The 18,539-nt window shown below is 59.2% G+C and carries 13 protein-coding genes; 9 read left to right on the top strand and 4 right to left on the bottom strand.

The features are described 5' to 3' along the window. Positions 1-50: 50 nt before the first annotated feature. From zwf to AC2FH8_RS15370, 4 genes are read left to right on the top strand one after another with little or no spacing between them, the layout of a single operon-like run. A complete protein-coding gene (zwf, locus tag AC2FH8_RS15385) occupies positions 51-1,496 on the top strand; it encodes a glucose-6-phosphate dehydrogenase (protein WP_496690161.1) in 1,446 nt (481 codons plus the stop codon). A gap of 2 nt (positions 1,497-1,498) precedes the next feature. Continuing rightward, entirely contained in the window at positions 1,499-3,304 is a 1,806-nt protein-coding gene (edd, locus tag AC2FH8_RS15380; RefSeq protein ID WP_496690160.1) for a phosphogluconate dehydratase, read from the top strand. A 5-nt stretch (positions 3,305-3,309) separates the two neighbouring features. Further along, positions 3,310-3,942 carry a bifunctional 4-hydroxy-2-oxoglutarate aldolase/2-dehydro-3-deoxy-phosphogluconate aldolase gene (locus tag AC2FH8_RS15375; protein WP_142638043.1) on the top strand — a complete coding sequence of 211 codons (633 nt, stop codon included), beginning with the start codon at positions 3,310-3,312 and terminating at the stop codon, positions 3,940-3,942. A 50-nt stretch (positions 3,943-3,992) separates the two neighbouring features. Beyond that, entirely contained in the window at positions 3,993-5,183 is a 1,191-nt protein-coding gene (locus AC2FH8_RS15370; RefSeq protein WP_496690159.1) for a pyridoxal-phosphate-dependent aminotransferase family protein, read from the top strand. A 126-nt stretch (positions 5,184-5,309) separates the two neighbouring features. Here AC2FH8_RS15370 and AC2FH8_RS15365 read toward each other — a convergent pair whose 3' ends face one another. Further along, positions 5,310-6,425 (bottom strand): pyridoxal phosphate-dependent aminotransferase, encoded by a 1,116-nt coding sequence (locus tag AC2FH8_RS15365; RefSeq protein WP_271950460.1) that lies wholly within the window; start codon positions 6,423-6,425, stop codon positions 5,310-5,312. 87 nt (positions 6,426-6,512) lie between these two features. On the opposite strand from AC2FH8_RS15365, the gene AC2FH8_RS15360 reads away from it, so the two are divergent. Together AC2FH8_RS15360 and AC2FH8_RS15355 are read left to right on the top strand one after the other, a co-directional pair. Then, on the top strand, positions 6,513-7,589 hold the full coding sequence (locus AC2FH8_RS15360) for an SMP-30/gluconolactonase/LRE family protein (protein WP_496690158.1): 1,077 nt from the start codon (positions 6,513-6,515) through the stop codon (positions 7,587-7,589). A 66-nt stretch (positions 7,590-7,655) separates the two neighbouring features. Beyond that, positions 7,656-8,438 (top strand): crotonase/enoyl-CoA hydratase family protein, encoded by a 783-nt coding sequence (locus tag AC2FH8_RS15355; protein WP_496690157.1) that lies wholly within the window; start codon positions 7,656-7,658, stop codon positions 8,436-8,438. Between the two features lie 205 nt (positions 8,439-8,643). On the opposite strand, the gene AC2FH8_RS15350 is transcribed toward AC2FH8_RS15355, so the two are convergent. Both AC2FH8_RS15350 and AC2FH8_RS15345 read right to left on the bottom strand, forming a co-directional pair. Then, complete coding sequence (locus AC2FH8_RS15350; protein ID WP_246097247.1) at positions 8,644-9,807, bottom strand: benzoate/H(+) symporter BenE family transporter; 1,164 nt, start codon at positions 9,805-9,807, stop codon at positions 8,644-8,646. Between the two features lie 143 nt (positions 9,808-9,950). Continuing rightward, positions 9,951-13,103, bottom strand: coding sequence for a valine--tRNA ligase (locus AC2FH8_RS15345; protein ID WP_281995776.1), 3,153 nt, complete (start codon positions 13,101-13,103; stop codon positions 9,951-9,953). A gap of 142 nt (positions 13,104-13,245) precedes the next feature. Here AC2FH8_RS15345 and AC2FH8_RS15340 point away from each other — a divergent pair, with 142 nt between their 5' ends. The 3 genes from AC2FH8_RS15340 to AC2FH8_RS15330 all read left to right on the top strand — a co-directional run bounded on the left by AC2FH8_RS15340 (position 13,246) and on the right by AC2FH8_RS15330 (position 17,804). Continuing rightward, complete coding sequence (locus tag AC2FH8_RS15340) at positions 13,246-15,537, top strand: xanthine dehydrogenase family protein molybdopterin-binding subunit (protein ID WP_496690156.1); 2,292 nt, start codon at positions 13,246-13,248, stop codon at positions 15,535-15,537. Next, positions 15,515-16,591, top strand: coding sequence for a T6SS phospholipase effector Tle1-like catalytic domain-containing protein (locus AC2FH8_RS15335; RefSeq protein WP_142638056.1), 1,077 nt, complete (start codon positions 15,515-15,517; stop codon positions 16,589-16,591). Before AC2FH8_RS15340 ends, AC2FH8_RS15335 begins: the two co-directional genes overlap by 23 nt. Positions 16,592-16,715: 124 nt before the next feature. After that, positions 16,716-17,804, top strand: coding sequence for a Hint domain-containing protein (locus AC2FH8_RS15330; protein ID WP_496690155.1), 1,089 nt, complete (start codon positions 16,716-16,718; stop codon positions 17,802-17,804). A gap of 101 nt (positions 17,805-17,905) precedes the next feature. Here the strand turns inward: AC2FH8_RS15330 and AC2FH8_RS15325 are convergent, their stop codons facing one another. Continuing rightward, positions 17,906-18,481, bottom strand: coding sequence for a GcrA family cell cycle regulator (locus tag AC2FH8_RS15325; RefSeq protein ID WP_142638060.1), 576 nt, complete (start codon positions 18,479-18,481; stop codon positions 17,906-17,908). Between the last annotated feature and the right edge of the window lie 58 nt (positions 18,482-18,539).

Genomic DNA, 18,539 nt, shown 5'->3' with positions numbered 1-18,539 from the left:
TTAGCTTTAAGTGCTATTGTGGTTCAGCAGAGGATTGAAGGAGCCCGACGATGGTTTCACGCGTAATTCCCGTTAACCCGTTCGATCTGGTGCTGTTTGGCTCGACCGGTGATCTGGCGCAGCGAAAAATCCTGCCGGGTTTGTGTCATCGTTTCGAAGTCGGCCAGATGCCAGACGAAGCCCGGATTATCGGGTCTGCCCGATCCGCCATTGATAGCGACGCGTTTCGGGATCAGATACGCGCCTCGATGAAAGAGTTCGCGCCGGAATTCAAAAAAGACGTTCTGGACCGCTTTCTGTCACGCGTGGAATATGTACAGGTTGATGCCTTGGGTGATGCGGGCTGGGACAATCTGGCCAAGTCATTGCGCCCAGACGTTGTGCGAGCGTTTTACCTTTCTGTCGGCCCAAGCTTGTTCTCGGGCATTGCGAAACGGCTGAACGATCACGATCTTGCAACGCCTGACAGTCGTATCGTTGTGGAAAAGCCGTTTGGTCATGATCTGGCCTCGTCCAAGGCGCTGAACGAAGGGCTGCGCGCCTGTTTCGAAGAACATCAGATCTATAGGATCGACCACTATTTGGGCAAAGAGACCGTGCAGAACCTGATGGCCCTGCGCTTTGCCAATTCCCTGTTCGAGCCGTTGTGGAACGCAACACATGTCGACCACGTCCAGATCACCGTGGCTGAAACCGTCGGCGTCGAGGGGCGCGGGGCCTATTACGATCAGTCGGGTGCAATGCGGGATATGATCCAGAACCACTTGGTACAGCTGCTGTGCCTGACAGCGATGGAGCCGCCGTCCAAGTTCTCTCCCAACGCGGTTCGCGATGAAAAGGTCAAAGTGATCGAGGCGCTTGAGCCGGTGATGCCTGCGGATATCGCCCGCGGTCAATACCGCACGGGCGAGGGCGGTGACGGGTATCTGGACCATGTCGGCAACCCTGCAAGCCGGACAGAAAGCTATATTGCGCTAAAGGTTCATTTGGGTAACTGGCGTTGGGCTGGGGTGCCTTTTTATCTGCGCACCGGAAAACGTTTGCGTGCGCGCGAGTCGGAAATCGCCGTCTACTTCAAGGATCCTCCACACACTATCTTCCCCAATGTAGGGCCATTGCATGGAAATGTGCTGGTGATCCGTCTGCAACCGGACGAAGGGATCACCCTGCGCACCACCATCAAAGATCCCGGTCCGGGCGGGTTCCGCCTGTCGGATGTGTCGCTGGATATGAGCTTTGCCGAGGCGTTGGGCGCAGATGCGCGGGCTCAGGACGCTTATGAACGGCTGGTGATGGATGTGATCCGCGGTGACCAGACCCTGTTCATGCGTGGCGACGAGGCCGAAGCCGCCTGGGCTTGGGTTGACCCTATTATTCAGGGTTGGGAAAACCGGGGTGACCGGCCATCGAAATATGATCAAGGCAGTTCCGGGCCTGAAGAAGCTCTGATGCTGATGCATCGCGACGGGCGCCGCTGGCGTCAGATCGGAGGTTAGACATGGTTAATGCAGTTATCACCGACGTCACGCAACGGATTATAGCGCGCAGCGCCGATTTGCGTGGTCCGCATCTTGAGCGGATGGAACAGGCCCGGTCCAAAGGCCCGGCGCGGGCGCATCTGTCCTGCAGCGGTCAGGCCCACGCCTATGCCGGCGCAGGCGATGACCAACAATCGATGGCCACTGGTACGGCGGGCAATCTGGGCATAGTTACTGCCTATAACGACATGCTGTCGGCCCATCAGCCGTTCGAGCGCTATCCCGGCCTGATCCGCAATGCGATCCGCGCCGCAGGTGGAACCGCACAGGTGGCAGGTGGCGTACCGGCAATGTGTGACGGCGTCACGCAGGGCGAGGCGGGGATGGAACTGTCGCTGTTCTCACGTGACGTGATCGCGCTGGCCACAGGGGTGGCGCTGAGCCACAACACTTATGACGCTGCCGTGTTTCTGGGGGTCTGCGACAAGATCGTGCCCGGCCTTGTGATCGGCGCGCAGGCGTTCGGCCATCTGCCAGCTGTATTCTTGCCCGCAGGCCCGATGACCAGCGGTTTGCCAAATGACGAAAAGGCCAAGATCCGCCAGAAATTTGCCGCCGGAGAGATCAACCGCGCCGAGCTCATGGCCGCCGAGATGGCCGCCTATCATGGCCCCGGCACCTGCACCTTTTATGGCACCGCCAATACCAACCAGATGCTGATGGAGTTCATGGGCCTGCATCTTCCGGGATCCAGCTTTGTCAATCCAAACACACCGCTGCGCGATGCGCTGACTGAAGAAGGTGCGCGCCGTGCTCTGTCGCTCAGTGCGCTGGGCAACAACTATGCGCCGGTCTGCCAGATACTTGACGAACGTGCCTTTGTGAACGGCATTGTCGGTCTGATGGCCACGGGCGGGTCGACAAACCTGCTGATCCACCTAATCGCGATGGCGCGCGCGGGCGGTATCGTGCTGGATTGGCAGGATTTTTCCGAAATCTCCGCCGTGGTGCCTTTGGTCGCGCGAGTCTATCCCAACGGACTGGCCGATGTGAACCATTTCCACGCCGCGGGCGGGCTGGGCTATTGCATTGGCACGCTGCTCGAAGACGGGTTGCTGCACCCCGACACGCTGACCGTCGCGGGGCAGGGGCTGCACAATTATACCAAAGAACCCAAGCTGAAAGACGGCGACCTGACCTGGGAGGACGGCGCAGGCCAAAGCCTGAATGACAAGATATTGCGCCCCGCCAAAGACCCGTTCCAACCTACAGGAGGTCTCTCGCGGCTCAGCGGCAATCTGGGTACCGGAGTGATGAAGGTTTCGGCGGTTGCCCCCGAGCATCAGGTGGTCGAGGCCCCGGTACGGGTGTTCCAAACTCAGGATGCGGTCAAGGCGGCGTTCAAAGCCGGAGAGTTCACGGATGACGTCATCGTCGTTGTGCGCTTTCAGGGACCCAAGGCGAATGGCATGCCCGAATTGCATTCATTGACGCCGATGCTGTCGATCCTTCAGGGCCGGGGGCAAAAGGTGGCGCTGGTGACCGATGGCCGTATGTCCGGCGCCTCCGGCAAGGTTCCCGCTGCCATTCATATCTGCCCCGAGGCTCTGGATGGCGGTGCGATCGCCTATTTGCAGGATGGCGACATTCTGCGCGTGGATGCCATAAACGGCGCGCTCGAAATCCTCACCCCAGGTGTGCTTGACCGCACTCCGGCCACGGCTGACCTTTCTGCCAACCAACATGGTGTCGGGCGCGATCTGTTCGGCGCGTTTCGCAACGCTGTCGGCACCGCGGATACCGGCGCCAGCATCTTCGGAGTGTAAGACCTATGTCCAAGACACAACGCACCCGTGAAATCTGTGCCCTTGCCCCGATTGTCCCGGTTCTTGTAATTGACGACGCCGCCAGCGCACGACCTCTGGCCGAAGCTCTGGTCGCGGGCGGTCTTCCTGCGCTCGAAGTGACCTTGCGCACCCCGGCTGCGCTCGATGCGATCCGGGCGATGGCGCAGGTTCCCGGTGGCGTCGTCGGGGCGGGTACATTGATCACGCCGGATGACGTGCGCGCCGCGAAAGAGGCTGGCGCGCAGTTTGGCGTCTCGCCCGGTGCCACCGACGCCCTGATCGCCGCATGTGAAGCCCAAGACCTGCCCCTGCTGCCCGGCGCCGCAACCGCCACCGAGGCGATGGCCCTGCTGGAAAAAGGCTATGACATGCTGAAATTCTTCCCGGCCGAGGCCTCGGGCGGGGCGCCTGCGCTCAAGGCTATCGGCGCGCCCTTGCCGCAAATCACCTTCTGCCCAACGGGCGGTGTATCGCCTTCAAATGCCCGAGATTACCTGTCTTTGTCCAACGTGATCTGTGCGGGCGGCAGCTGGGTAGCACCCAAACAGATGGTCGCAGAAGGCAACTGGTCCGGGATCGAAACGCTTGCCCGGGATGCCGCCAAGCTGATGGATTGACGCCGAAATTGGCCACGTTAGGGTAGGGCCAATTCAAACAGGTTGATCCCATGACACATCCAATCTCCCTCGCGCGTGGGCGCGAGTATCTGGCCATTCCAGGCCCCTCGGTCATGCCTGACGCTGTGCTGCAGGCGATGCACCGACCGTCACCTAATATCTACGATGGCGAATTGATCGAGATGATGCCCGATCTGATCCGCGATCTGCGTCGCGTTGCCCGCACGGTCCATAACGTGGCCATCTACATTGCCAACGGCCATGGCACGTGGGAGGCGGCACTGTCGAACACCATCGCGCCCGGTGAGACAGTGCTTGCCCCCGCATCGGGGCGGTTTACCCATGGATGGGCCGAAATGGCCGAAGGGATCGGCGCCAAAGTGGATGTGATTGATTTCGGAACCAGCTCGGTCTGGGGTTTCGATCGCATTGCCGAGGTGCTACGCGCTGATTCATCGTATGATATCAAGGCTATACTTGCAGTTCACGTGGATACCTCGAGCTCAATTCGCAACAACCTCCCGGCGCTGCGCGCGTTGCTGGATGATCTGGGTCACCCGGCGCTGGTGATGGCGGACTGCATCGCCTCGCTGGGATGTGAGCAATTCGAGATGGATGCCTGGGGTGTCGACGTGACTGTTACCGCCTGTCAAAAAGGGCTGATGACCCCACCGGGCGTGGGGTTTGTATTCTTCAACGACAAGGCGCAGGCAAAACGGGCCGCAATGCCGCGTGTTTCCCGGTATTGGGACTGGCAGCCACGAGCCAATCCCGAGCTATTCTACCAATACTTCGATGGTACCGCGCCGACCCATCATCTCTATGGGCTGCGGGCCGCGCTCGACCTGATCCACGCGGAAGGGATCGAAAATGTCTGGGCGCGCCATCAACGCCTCGCTCAGGCAATCTGGACCGCCTGCGAAATCTGGGCACAGGGCGGTGCGCTGTCGTTGAATGTAGCTGACCGCGCAGACCGAAGTCATGCGGTCACCGCGCTGTGCCTGAGTGGAGGGCTCGGAACCCCATTGCGGTCCTATACCGAACAATCGCTGGGCCTGACTTTGGGAATAGGCCTCGGGATGGAAGATTGGGACGGCTGTTTTCGCCTGGGCCATATGGGACACATCAATGCACAGATGGTCATGGCGATGCTTGGCGGCGTGGAAACTGCCATGGCCGCCCTTGATATTCCGCGCGGCACGGGTGCGTTAGAAGCCGCCGCCACCGCGCTTGTGACCTGAGACCAGCCCCCGATCTCAGTGCTAATCTGTATCTTCATCTGACTCAAAATACTTTCGGGGGGAATCGCGCAAACGGCGCGATGGGGGCAGACAGCCCCCCCGTCCCGATGGCCATAAGCGAGAGCTTCAGACGTTCAGCGCCCGGGCGTCAGCAAGCGCTTTTGGCAAAGAGGCGGCAAAAGCCCCTAGATTGGAGGCATCGCCGCAGCTCACTCGAATGCACCTGTTCTGAGGCGCGGCAAAGGGCATCCGAACGAAAACCCCCTGCGCCACCAGCGACTCCAGAACAGCCTTGGCAAACACCCCATCCTGACCGCAATCAATGGCCACGAAATTGGTGGCTGAGGGTAAAGGGTGCAGCCCGTTCTCCAACGCTATCGCGTTGATCCTCTCGCGCGCATCTGAGATGCGGGCACGGATTTGTAACAGCCAAACCTCATCCTGCAGCGCAGCCAACGCGCCTGCTTGTGCAGCCTTGTTCATACCGAAATGGTTGCGCACCTTGTTGAACGCCGAGATCAGGTCTGACGCCCCAATGGCATAGCCGACACGCGCGCCGGCCATTCCGTATACTTTGGAAAACGTGCGCATCCGGATCACACGCGGGTCATCTGCGGCAACTGGCGCTGCAGTCCCGTCGGGGGCGCATTCCACATATGCCTCGTCCAGAACCAGCAGACAGCCATCGGGCAGCGCATCCAATACAGCCACGATATCAGTGCCCGAATGCCAGCTGCCCATAGGGTTGTCAGGATTGGCCAGATAGACCAGCTTAGCCTCGACCTCAGCGGCCTTGGTAAAGAGTGCTTGAGGGTCTTCGTGGTCGTCGCGATAGGGAACCGTGTGTATCACCCCGCCAAACCCGGCGACGTGATAGTTGAAGGTCGGATAGGCCCCGTCCGAGGTCACAACCGTATCTCCTTGCCCAACCAGCAGGCGCACCAGATAGCCCAGCAACCCATCAATGCCTTCGCCAACCACGATATTTTCGGGTGAGACGGAGTGGTACTCAGCCAGGGCGTGGCGCAGGTTGTGGTTTTCTGGATCGCCATACATCCAGATATCGCCAGTTGCCCCCCGCATGGCCTCGACAGCGCGTGGCGAAGGGCCAAAGACATTCTCATTCGCACCCAGCCGGGCCACAAATGGTGCACCGCGCTGTCGTTCCTGTGTTTCAGGGCCGACAAAAGGCACAGAAGCAGGAAGAGATTGGGCAAGCGGGGTATAGCGTGGATTGGTCATGCAACCAGATAAACGCAAGTTCATCCGACAGGCAACCTTGCTTTGCCTGCACAGTGCCCACAGTCTGGCACCAACAAAAACAAAGGAATGTCCATGCGCATCGTGATTGGTTTGGCTTTAGTGGGACTTGCCTATTTGATATTTTGGCCTGTTGACGTGGACCCAGTGGCCTGGGAGCCGCCCGAAGCTCCGGGCTTTACCGGCGCGTTTGCCGAGAACAACGCTTTGGACAGCCTCGAACTAGTCTCTTTGCCGGATGGCGAGGAAGGCCCGGAAGACATCGCGATCATGCCGGATGGCACGATCTACACGACATCCATATCCGGCACGCTTTATCGGATCGACGGCGACAGCCCGGTCAAGATCGACGACCTGGGTGGGCGCCCTTTGGGTCTGCAAGCTGGGCCGGACGGCGCGCTATATATCGCAGATAGCTACCGGGGGCTGATGCGCTGGACCGGGCCCGGCACGCTGGTATCCCTTGTGTCTGAGATTGGCGGGTCTCCGGTGGTCTATGCCAATCAGTTGGACGTGGCTCCGGACGGTACGGTCTATTTCTCGAACTCGTCTGATCGGTTCGATCCCGAAACCATGGGCGGTACCAAAGCCACCTCAGTCCTGACCATCTGGGAGCAGTCGGATACGGGATACGTGGCCCGCTATTCCCCTGATGGCACAACAAAAAAGGTGGCCGAGGGCTTTGTCTATACCAATGGTGTAGCGCTTTCCCCGCAGACGGATTTTCTGCTGATCGCCGAAACTGGCCGTGCGCGGGTGCACAAGCTCTGGCTAACTGGGCCGAGTGCTGGGCAGCGCGAGGTGTTGATGGAAAACCTGCCGGGATACCCCGATAACCTCACGGCGCAGGGCGACGGCACTTATTGGATGGCCTTCGCCAGCCCGCGGGTGCCGAGTGAAGCTTTGATGCCCTATCCCTTTTTGCGCAAGGTGATCTGGCGGCTGGGTCCTTTGGTGCGACCGGTGCCGATTCATCGCGGCATGATCGTCCAATTCGACGGGGATGGCACAATCCTGCAAACCTTGCAGGACCCCGGCGGGCGGCTGGGCATCACCACGGCGGGTCAGGTCGTTGGTGACCTGTTCTATGTCATGACGCTGGATTCGCCGTGGTATGGCCGTATGTCCGTCGCTGATTTGCCCTGACGTCGTGGTGGCACTGTCCTCATCTTGCTGGCATGGTTGACGCAACACTGATTTCCGGAGGGACCAATGTCTCGCGTTTCCATCGAATACAAAGACCATATCGCCCATGTCACGCTAACCCGTGGCGACAAGATGAACGCGCTGGACGAAGCCATGATCAAGGCGATCCTGTCTGCCGGGCAAGAGGTGGCGGTTTCCGACGCCCGCGCCGTGGTGCTGTCGGGTGAGGGTAAAAGCTTCTGCGCCGGTCTCGACATGGCCAGTTTCGCCAGCATGGCCCACAAGGACCCAACCGAATGGCTGATGAACCGCAGCCATGACGACGCCAACGAAATGCAGGAGCTTGCCTTGATCTGGCGCCGTGTCCCCGTTCCAGTCATCTGTGCCATTCAGGGTGTGGCCTATGGTGGTGGTCTGCAAATCGCACTGGGCGCGGATATCCGCATTGCCCACCCCGAGGCGAAATTGGCGGTGATGGAGATGAAATGGGGTATCATTCCCGACATGGGCGGCATGGTTCTGCTGCCCGAGCTTGTCCGCTCGGACGTGCTGCGCTTGCTGACGTATACTGCACGTCCAATAGGCGCGCCGCAGGCGGCTGATTGGGGGCTGGTCACGAAAATCTCGGACGATCCTCTGACCGAGGCGCTGGCTCTGGCTGAAGACATCGCAGGCCAAAGCCCTTCAGCCATCCGTGCCGCCAAGCGCCTGATCGACGTGGCCGAAACCCGTTCGCGAGCCGACGTTCTGCTGGCCGAATCTGCCGAACAGGTGGAGCTGATCGGCAAACCCGATCAGATGGAGGTTGTCATGGCGCAGATGCAGGGCCGTAAGCCCAAGTTCAAGTAGTCACCACATGAATCCCGATGCGCATCGCGGACCTGCACGTCAGGCAGTGGGGTGTAGGCTTTGCGCATCTGATCCAGCGTTACTTGAAATGAATTCTCTGGGTTGGACCTAGGTCTGTGCTTTCTTGATCCGGCGTACCACCAGAGTTCCCAATGATCCAAATTTTGGCCGGTTTTACTTTGGCTGTGGCCTCAAGGCAAAGCGGCTATCGCAGCCAGTTAGTCACCAGATAGGCAATGCCACCAGCCAGCAAACCCCAGACCGCGGCCCCCAGCCCGAAGACTGTGATACCGGACGCAGTGATAGCAAAAGTCAGGATCGCCGCCTCACGCTCGGCCACAACCTCCAGCGCAGCGTGGATCGCATTTGCCAGCACACCGATCAGTGCGACCCCGGCCAGCGTCCCCATCAGCAACGGATCGGCATGGGCGGCAAATCCGGTGATGGCCACGGCAAAAACACCAAACAGGCAATAGAATACGCCACCCATGATGGCCGACCAATAGCGCAGCGCAGGATCGGGATGACTGTCCTGATTTGAGCACATCGCGGCGGTGATGGCGGCAAGGCAGGTGGCGGGGGCTCCGAACGGGGCGGACAACAGGCTGGCCCCTCCGACGGCCGAGAACAGTTTGCCCGGCACGGGCGTAAAGCCAAAGCTGCGCATCACCGCGATGCCGGGGATGTTCTGTGTCGCCATGGTGACGATGAACAGCGGCATTCCGATCCCTATGGCCGAGGCCAGCGAGAATGTAGGCATGGCCCAGATCGGTGCCGCAATCAGACGCTCGGGCATGATCGTTGTATCTCCGGCGTTCAGGATGACTATAATGGCTGCTGCGATCACTGCCGCGGGAACCGCAAACAGCCGGTTGAACCGCCCCGCGATGAACCATGTCAGGATTACGGGTAGCGCCTGCCACGGAATCTCGACGGCCGCCTTGAACGGGAGGATACATAGAGGCATCAGAACCCCGGCAAGCATTGCCTGCGCTAACGTGGTCGGGATTGCAGCTGCCAACCTTCCCAGCGGCTTCCACAACCCAGCCACAACCGTCAAAGCGCCAGCGCACAGGAACGCACCGATAGCTCCTGAGAATCCCTCGACAGGTGTGGCGGATACAGCCAACAGCGCGACACCCGGCGTGGACCAGGCGACACTGATCGGCAACTTGTAGCGCAAGCTCAGCGCGATGGCGGCCAGCCCCATGGCGATGGCGGCGGTCATCAGGCCCGATGCGGCCTCCTCCGGTGACGCACCCATCGCATCCAGCCCCTGCAATACAATGGGGAATGAGCTGAAAAAGCCGACGATGGCCACAACCAATCCGGTTGAGATGGTCTGCATTGGTGGAAATGCGCGTGTCATCCTGCCCTCAGCGTTATCAACCTGCACTTGCTAGCAATCGTAAGCGGAGGTGAACAGGGCGAAATCCGGACCGGGGAACGAAAACCCCGCCAACGCGGGCGTGGCGGGGTCTGGTATCTTGAACGGTTTGGAGCAGACGAAGATCAGGCGATTTCGGCCAGACGTGCCAGCGCCTCGTTCAGTTTCACCTCTTCCTCTTCACGGGCGGCGAGGTTGGCTTTGGCTTCGGCGACAACCTCTTCCGGGGCCGAGGCCACAAATTTCGGATTGTTCAGACGACCGCGCAAACCACCCAATTCCTTGGCAAGTTTGCCCTTGGCCTTTTCCAGTCGTTCCTTTTCGGCGCCGATATCGATGATATCTGCCAGCGGCAAACCGAACGTCGCACCCGGCGCGGCAATCGAGATCGTTCCCTTGGGAAATGCATCCACTTTGGTCAGGCTGTCGATCCGCGCCAGCCGCTTGATCAGCGCCTCGTTACGGTCCCATGCAGCTTGGCCATGCGCGTCAATCTCTGTCACCAGCATCGGTACATAAAGGCCCGCCGGAACCCGCATCTGCGCACGAGCTGAGCGCGTGTTCTCGATCACCGAGATCACCCAGTTCATTTCGCGGTCCGCCTCTGGGTCGACCAGTTCGGTGCCGTAAGTCGGCCAGTCGGCGTGCACGACCATCTTGGCGCGCGTGCCTGTCAGGCCCCACAGTTCCTCGGTAACGAAGGGCATGATTGGGTGCAGCAAGACCATGCACTGGTCCAGAACCCAGCGCATGGTAGCGCGGGTCTCGGCCTGTGCTTCGGCATCGTCACCCTGTAGCAGCGGTTTGGAGAGTTCAACGTACCAGTCGCAGACCTTACCCCAGACAAAGGCGTAAAGCCCGTTGGCCGCATCGTTGAAACGATAGCTTTCCAGTGCGGCGTCGACCTCGGCCCGTACGCGGGCAGTTTCGCCTATGATCCAACGGTTTACGGCGGCCTTGGGTTTCAGATCAGCGACGTCTAGTTGCGGTACGGCGTCGGTGAAGACCTCGTTCATCTCGGCAAAGCGAACAGCGTTCCAAAGTTTTGTACCAAAGTTGCGATAGCCGGTGATGCGTTCGCGAGACAGTTTCAACACGCCACCAATCGCCGCCATCGAGGCATTGGTAAAGCGCAGCGCGTCGGCGCCGAACTCGTCCACGATCTCCAACGGGTCGATGACGTTGCCGGTGGTCTTGGACATCTTCTTGCCCTTCTCGTCGCGGACGAGCTGGTGCAGGTAGACGGTGTGGAACGGGATCTGATCGACCACCGCCAGTTGCATCATCATCATCCGGGCGACCCAGAAGAACAGGATGTCAAAGCCGGTGATCAGAACGTCCGTGGGGAAGTAGCGTTCCAGCTCCTCGGTCTGCTCGGGCCAGCCCAGCGTGCCGATGGGCCAGAGGCCGGAGGAGAACCAGGTGTCGAGAACGTCGGGGTCACGCCAAACCGGATAAACCAGCTTCGTCGGGTCTTGTTCAACTGCATACTGAGCAAGACTTTCGGCGAATTGATGGATCGCTTCTTGCTTATCGGCAACTTCGATTACAGTTGCGTGGCTTAGCGGGCTGGGAATGTTTGCATTATCGTCCAGGAATTTTTCAGTCACTGCCTCCAGACTCGACGCGCATTCCATGACATTGCCACGGTGCAACATACCGCCTTCGTTCAGCAAACGACCCAATTCGACCAGATCAAGGTTGCCGTCGTTCTCGTCATCTTTGAAGTTTTCGGCCGACAGGTCGAGGCCATACCAAACCGGAATCTGATGCCCCCACCACAACTGGCGCGAGATACACCAGGGCTCGATGTTTTCCAGCCAGTGGTAATAGGTCTTCTCGCCCGACTCGGGGATGATCTTGACCGTGCCGTCCTTGACCGCGTCCAGCGCGGGGCCGACGACTTTTTCGGCATCCACGAACCACTGGTCGGTGAACATCGGTTCGATCACGACCTTCGAGCGGTCGCCAAAGGGTTGCATGATCGGTTTGCTCTCGACCAGCGGGACGAGTGCAGCCGGGTCGTCGTCCTCACCCAGCTTTGTGCCCAGAACCGGGTTGTCGGCACGGGTCATGACGGCCAGACCGTCGTTGGTGATCTCTTCGACCACCTTGGCGCGCGCCTCGAACCGGTCAAGCCCGCGCAGGTGATCGGGGATCAGGTTGATTGCGTCGATCTCATTCTCGGTGAACTCCTTGCCGCGCGCGTATTCCTGCGCCTTGCCGGCCTCTTCGGCATAGGGCGCGCCATCGGCTCGCAATGCGCCACGCGTGTCCATCAGACGGTACATCGGAATACCGCCACGCTTGGCGACCATGTTGTCGTTGAAATCATGCGCGCCGGTGATCTTCACCGCGCCCGAGCCGAAATCGGGATCGGGATAGTCATCAGTAATGATCGGAATCTGCCGACGATGCTCTTTCGGTCCAACAGGAATTTCACATAGTTTTCCTATGATTGGCGCGTAGCGCTCATCTGACGGATGAACCGCAACCGCGCCGTCGCCCAGCATTGTTTCGGGCCGTGTCGTGGCGATTGAGATATAGTCGCGCTGTTCCTCAAGCACGATATTCCCGTCCTCATCCTTTTCGACATACGTATAGGTCTCACCACCCGCCAGCGGGTACTTGAAGTGCCACATATGGCCCGCGACCTCGATATTCTCGACCTCAAGATCCGAGATTGCGGTCTCAAAATGCGGGTCCCAGTTGACCAGACGCTTGCCGCGATAGATCAGGCCCTTTTCGTACATTTCTACGAAGACCTTGATGACGGCATCGTGGAAATTTGCAGAATTCTCATGCCCTGTGCGCGGGTCACCCGGTGCACCTGCCATGGTAAACGCGTTGCGGGACCAATCGCAGCTGGCGCCAAGACGCTTGAGCTGTTCAATGATCGTGCCGCCGTATTCACCCTTCCATTCCCAGACTTTCTCAAGGAACTTCTCGCGCCCGAGTTCACGCCGCCCTTCGTTGCCCTGCGCCGCCAGCATCTTTTCAACCTGCATCTGCGTGGCGATGCCCGCGTGGTCCTGACCGGGTTGCCAAAGCGTGTCGAAGCCGCGCATCCGGTGCCAGCGGGTCAGGATATCCTGCAGCGTGTTATTGAACGCGTGTCCCACATGCAGCGCCCCCGTCACGTTGGGTGGCGGGATCATGATGGTAAAGCTTTCATCGCGCGATCTGTTCGCGCCCGCCTTGAAGGCTCCGGCCTGTTCCCAGGCCTCGTAAATGCGGGCCTCGGCCTCGGCCGCGTTGAATGTCTTTTCCATCGCCATTGGATGCGTCCTGCGTCAACAAATTCGGGTTAGCGCTTGCAATATCGAAAGGATAGCAAAAGGGAAAGGGCCAAGCGCCGGGGCTATGGACTATGATGCATCGCAGCCTAATGTCGCCTAGAGGCAGAGACAGGAGCGCGCGGTGGAAAAGTTTGGCAAAAGCCAGCCCGTCAAACGGACCGAGGACCAGCGGTTTCTGACCGGGCAGGGGCATTATATGGACGATGTCCTACCGCACGGGGCTTTGCAAGCGGTATTCGTGCGATCCCAGGTGGCGCATGGGGTGATTGGGGCGCTGGATCTGGATGACGCGCGCGCGGCCGAAGGGGTGCGGCTGATCATGACGCTGGACGACCTGAAGGCCGCCGGGATCGACACGTGTATGAATGCGGCCATCCTGAATAACCGAGACGGTTCGAAAGCCGCTGCGCCGGACCGGCATATGCTGGCCGCGGATCGCATACGGTTTGTCGGAGAACCCGTCGCTGTAGTCATTGCCGACACCGCCTTACAGGCCCGCGATGCGGCCGAGCTGATCTGGGTCGAAACCTCAGACTTGCCCGTAAAACTGGACGTGTGTGCGGGCGGAGAAACGCTGCACGCGGAAACTCCGGATAATCGGGCATTCGACTGGGCGCTGGGCGATGAGGCGGCAACTATTGCTGCGTTTCAGCAGGCGGCTCATACCGTTGCACTGAATGTGGAAGACAATCGAGTGATCATCACGTCGATTGAACCGCGGGGCTGTCAGGCGCATTGGGTTGATGGGCGGTTGCACTTTTCCTATGGCGGGCAGGGGGTTTGGGCCATGCGTGGTCAGCTGGCGCAAAAGTTGCGACTCAGCCCCGAGGATATCCGCGTCACGACCCCGGATGTCGGTGGCGGGTTCGGCATGAAGGTCATGCCCTATCCCGAATATTTCTGTGTGGCCGTAGCTGCGATGAAACTGGGCCAGCCTGTTCACTGGATGTCTGACCGTTCCGAGGCAATGTTGTCCGATCACCATGGCCGCGACCTGTCTTCGCTGGCCGAGCTGGCATTTGACAGCGATCACCGGATCACCGCCTATCGGGTGCACAGCAAGGTAAATCTTGGGGCCTATAACAGCCATTTCGGCCAGGCGATACAAACCAATCTCTTCAGCAAAGTGTTGATGGGCGCCTATGATGTACAAACCACCTATCTGCGGGTCGAGGGGTTCTTTACCAATACAACGCAGGTTGACGCCTATCGCGGCGCAGGGCGACCCGAGGCCATATATGTCCTTGAACGCGCTATCGACCGCGCGGCCCGAGAACTGGGCGTAGATCCCTGGGAGTTGAGGCGCAAGAATTTCATCCGGCCTGAGGCATTTCCTTACAAGACCGCGACCGGCGAAACATATGATGTCGGTGATTTCGACATGGTTCTGTCCCAAAGCCAAAGACAGTCCGGCGGCTTTGCTGCCCGCAAGAGCGCCGATGCCGAACGCGGTTTGTTCAGGGGGCAGGGGATTTGTTACTATATCGAAAGCATTTTGGGCGACCCTTCCGAGAACGCAAAGATAGAGTTCGTTGAGGATGGCACCTTGAAACTTTTTGTGGGAACCCAATCCAACGGGCAGGGGCACGAAACGGTCTATGCTCAGTTCCTGTCTGACCAAACCGGGGTTCCCCTGGATTGCATCACCGTAGTTCAAGGTGACAGCGACCAGCTTCCGAATGGTGGGGGAACCGGGGGATCGCGATCAGTTACGGTGCAAAGTACAGCGACGCTTTCCACGATCGACGTCATGGTTGCCGCATTCACGCCCTATCTCGCAGATAAGATGGGGGTGGAGGAAAGCGACGTGCGCTTTGATTTTGAAACCTTCCGCGCGCCGGGATCAAACCTGACGCCCACTTTGACCGAGGCCGCGGATATGGCCCGTGCCGACGGGCGCGTTGATTTGTTGCAGCATCAGGCAAGCATCACACTGGACGACCGTAGCTATCCCAACGGGGCACATGTTGCCGAAATCGTGATTGACCCTTGTACCGGCGAAACATGGGTAGACCGCTATACTGTGGTCGATGATTTCGGTAATCTTATCAATCCGATGCTGGCCGAGGGGCAAGTTCATGGCGGTGTCGCACAAGGCATCGGTCAGGCGCTGTCCGAACATGTTGTCCATGATGCGCAGGGGCAACTGCTCACGGCATCGTTGATGGATTACGCCTTGCCCCGCGCAGCCGAGATACCCATGATTAAGTTCACCTCGGCGCCGGTACCGTCAACCTCTAACCCGTTGGGAATGAAAGGATGCGGAGAGGCCGGCACCGTGGGCGCGCTGGCTGCAGTGGCAAATGCGGTTCAGGATGCGCTCTGGGATCACGGGGTGCGGCAGGCCGATATGCCTTTTACGCCGCACAAAGTATGGGAACTGCTGAACGATGCAACTGTCGCGGCTGAGTAGAAAGGTACTGGGGTGGCTTGGACGGCCGCTGCGATCCGAGCATTCGGCCGAAACGCGCCATCGTGAACCTGTCAGCCATGTCATCATTCTAGACGGCACCATGTCGACGCTTGAGCCCGGATATGAAACTCATGCGGGGCAGGCGCTGCGGCTGTGCTGCGAGATGGGAAGCAAGGTATCCGTCTTCTATGAGGCCGGTGTGCAATGGGAAAGCTGGAAGTCCTCGTTGGATGTGATGATGGGGCGGGGGATCAATCGCCAGATACGCCGGGCCTATGGATATCTGGCCTCGCGGTATAAGCCCGGCGACCGTATCTATTTCATCGGCTACTCACGTGGGGCCTACGGTGTGCGCAGCCTTGCGGGTGTTATCGACATGATTGGCCTGCTCAAGGCCGAGCACGCGACCGTTAGGAATATCAAACAGGCCTACCGCCACTATGAATGCAATGCCAATGGTAGCGCTGCCGCTGCGTTTCGCCGGCAGTTCTGCCATGAAGATGTTGCAATCGAAATGATCGGCGTGTGGGATACAGTAAAAGCGCTGGGCTTGCGTCTACCGCTGCTTTGGCGTTGGGCCGAGGATCGCCACGCCTTCCACAACCATCAGCTTGGTCCCGCTACGCGCCACGGCTACCACGCGATGGCGCTGGATGAAACGCGCGAGGTATTCGAGCCGGTCCTGTGGAAATGTACTCCCGATTTTAAAGGCCATATCGAGCAAGTCTGGTTCCGAGGCACCCATGGCGATGTGGGTGGCCAGTTGAACGGGTTTGAAGAAGCCCGCCCTCTTAGCAACATCTCGCTGGTTTGGATGCTGGATAAGGCAGAGCTGCACGGCCTGCCATTGCCGGAGGGATGGAGAGACCGCTTTGTGATCGACCCTCATGCGCGTTCGGTCGGAACATGGCGCGGTTGGGGTAAGATTTTCCTACTGCGCAAGCACCGCAAAGTAGGCCGCGACCGATCCGAGCGGTTGCATGTCTCGGTTTCGCCAAACGAACTGCCCGGTTGGGTGCCAATGCTGGATTTGCCATCGCATCCAGCGCAGTAATTCGGTTCCAGCTGCGAACAAAAATCACTGGGAACATTTACTGGTTAGTGAGACCCTAATACTCATATATTGAAACAAGTATCGGATCATCATACTCACGCCGAACACAAAGGCGAATTGACATATGGCAGACCCATATTTTTCCGAACTCAAGTACCTAGGAGGTCCACCACAGGACTTTATCGAGGTCGCTGTTGACGCGGGTGCGGATGTTTCTGGGCTTGTTGTTACGATCTACAACTCTGACGGATCTATCCGCAGCACTAACACGCTTGATGGGATCACCCCGACGACAGTCGCAGGCCGGGACGTCTATGTAATTGACTCAGCCAGTTCCGCCACCTTTACCGGGCTCGGTAAAACCAATGGTATCTCTTTATCCGACGGGTCAACGGTTTATCAGTTCAGCTCTTTCAGCGATCCCCCCAGCCCCGGCCCGATAACGGCGACAGCTGGCCCCGCCAATGGGATGAGCTCGACGGTTATCGGCGAGGCCGGGGCGGGAGATTCACTTATTTCCACCGACGATGGTGGAACCTATACGGTGAACACCACTCCGACACCGGGCACCATACCGTGCCTGACGGCAGGAACGTTGATTGCGACCGATCAGGGCCCAGTTTTGATCGAGAGTTTGAAGCAAGGTGATCGTGTCTTGACGGATCATGGCTGCACGCAGCCTTTGTCACAAATCATTCGGCGACATGTCAGTGTGCGGGATTTGCGCCGCAATCCCAAGCTTTACCCAGTACGCATTTGCGCTGGCGCGCTAGGGCAGGGCCTGCCCAGACGCGACCTGCTCGTGTCCCGTCAGCACCGGATGCTGATATCCTCGGCGATCGTTAAGCGCATGTTTGAGTGCCCCGAGGTTCTGGTCTCAGCTATAAAGTTGGTCGAGCTTCCGGGGATATACGTCGACGACAGAATTACAGAAGTTACTTATTTCCACCTGGTGTTTTCTGAACATGAGGTAATTTATGCAGATGGCGCCCCGACCGAGAGCCTTTTGCTTGGCGATGAAGCACTGAAATCTCTACCGGCAGCAGCCATGGAAGAGCTTTTTACGCTGTTCCCCGATCTTGTCGAAACCCCGATGCAAAAGACCAGCTACAAAATCCCAGAGGGGGGGCGGCAAAAGCGATTGATCGCTCGGCATGCACGGAACCGGCGGCCGCTTTTGGCAGATTACAACTCTTCTTCGATTCCAGTGTGATCGCTCTTAGATGACGCAGAGCCAAAACAGGTGTATTGCCTACATTCCGGCCTGCTGCGGGCACCGCGTTCTGTTGCTAGGTGCCTGCCGTCGTCAAAGCCTTACCGCCGCCGGTCGCGACGTGAGCTCATAGGCTGGAACGCCACACCCACATGCGCTTCGCAATAAGGTTTGCCTGCCTCAACGGGCAGACCGCAAAACCAGAAATCCTCGGTCGCGGGGTCGCCGACGGGCCATTTGCAGGTCTTCTCGGTCAGTTCCATCAGCGTCAGCTTTTTGGCTTTCTTCTCAACCTCGTTGACCTTGGCCAGCGCCTCGGGGCTGATCTCGTTCGCTGAAGGTTGCGGCGGCAGCGGTTGACCAGCCGGGATGATCTGACGGCGGGCCGGAACAGCGGGCTTGGCCTCGGCTGCCGGCGCTGCGGCTGGACGTGCCGGTTCCGTCTTGGGCGTGGGTTTGGGCTTGGCCTCGGCCTTGGGCGCGGGCGCTGGTTTTTCCTTTGGCTCAGCCTTGGCGGGGGTCGCGCCGGTTGCGCGATTCGACAGGCCCAGCCGGTGGACTTTGCCGATAACCGCATTGCGGGTCACACCGCCCAGTTCCTTGGCGATCTGGCTGGCCGACTGGCCCTCGCCCCACATCTTTTTAAGCAGCTCTACACGCTCGTCAGTCCAGGACATCATTTGCCTTTCAAAAGCGGAAAGCGGCCCCGGATTCGGGCCGCCTTGGGAATTCGTC

This window comes from Ruegeria sp. CDSC025 (assembly GCF_059610805.1).
This window is presented reverse-complemented; position numbering and strand designations above follow the sequence as displayed.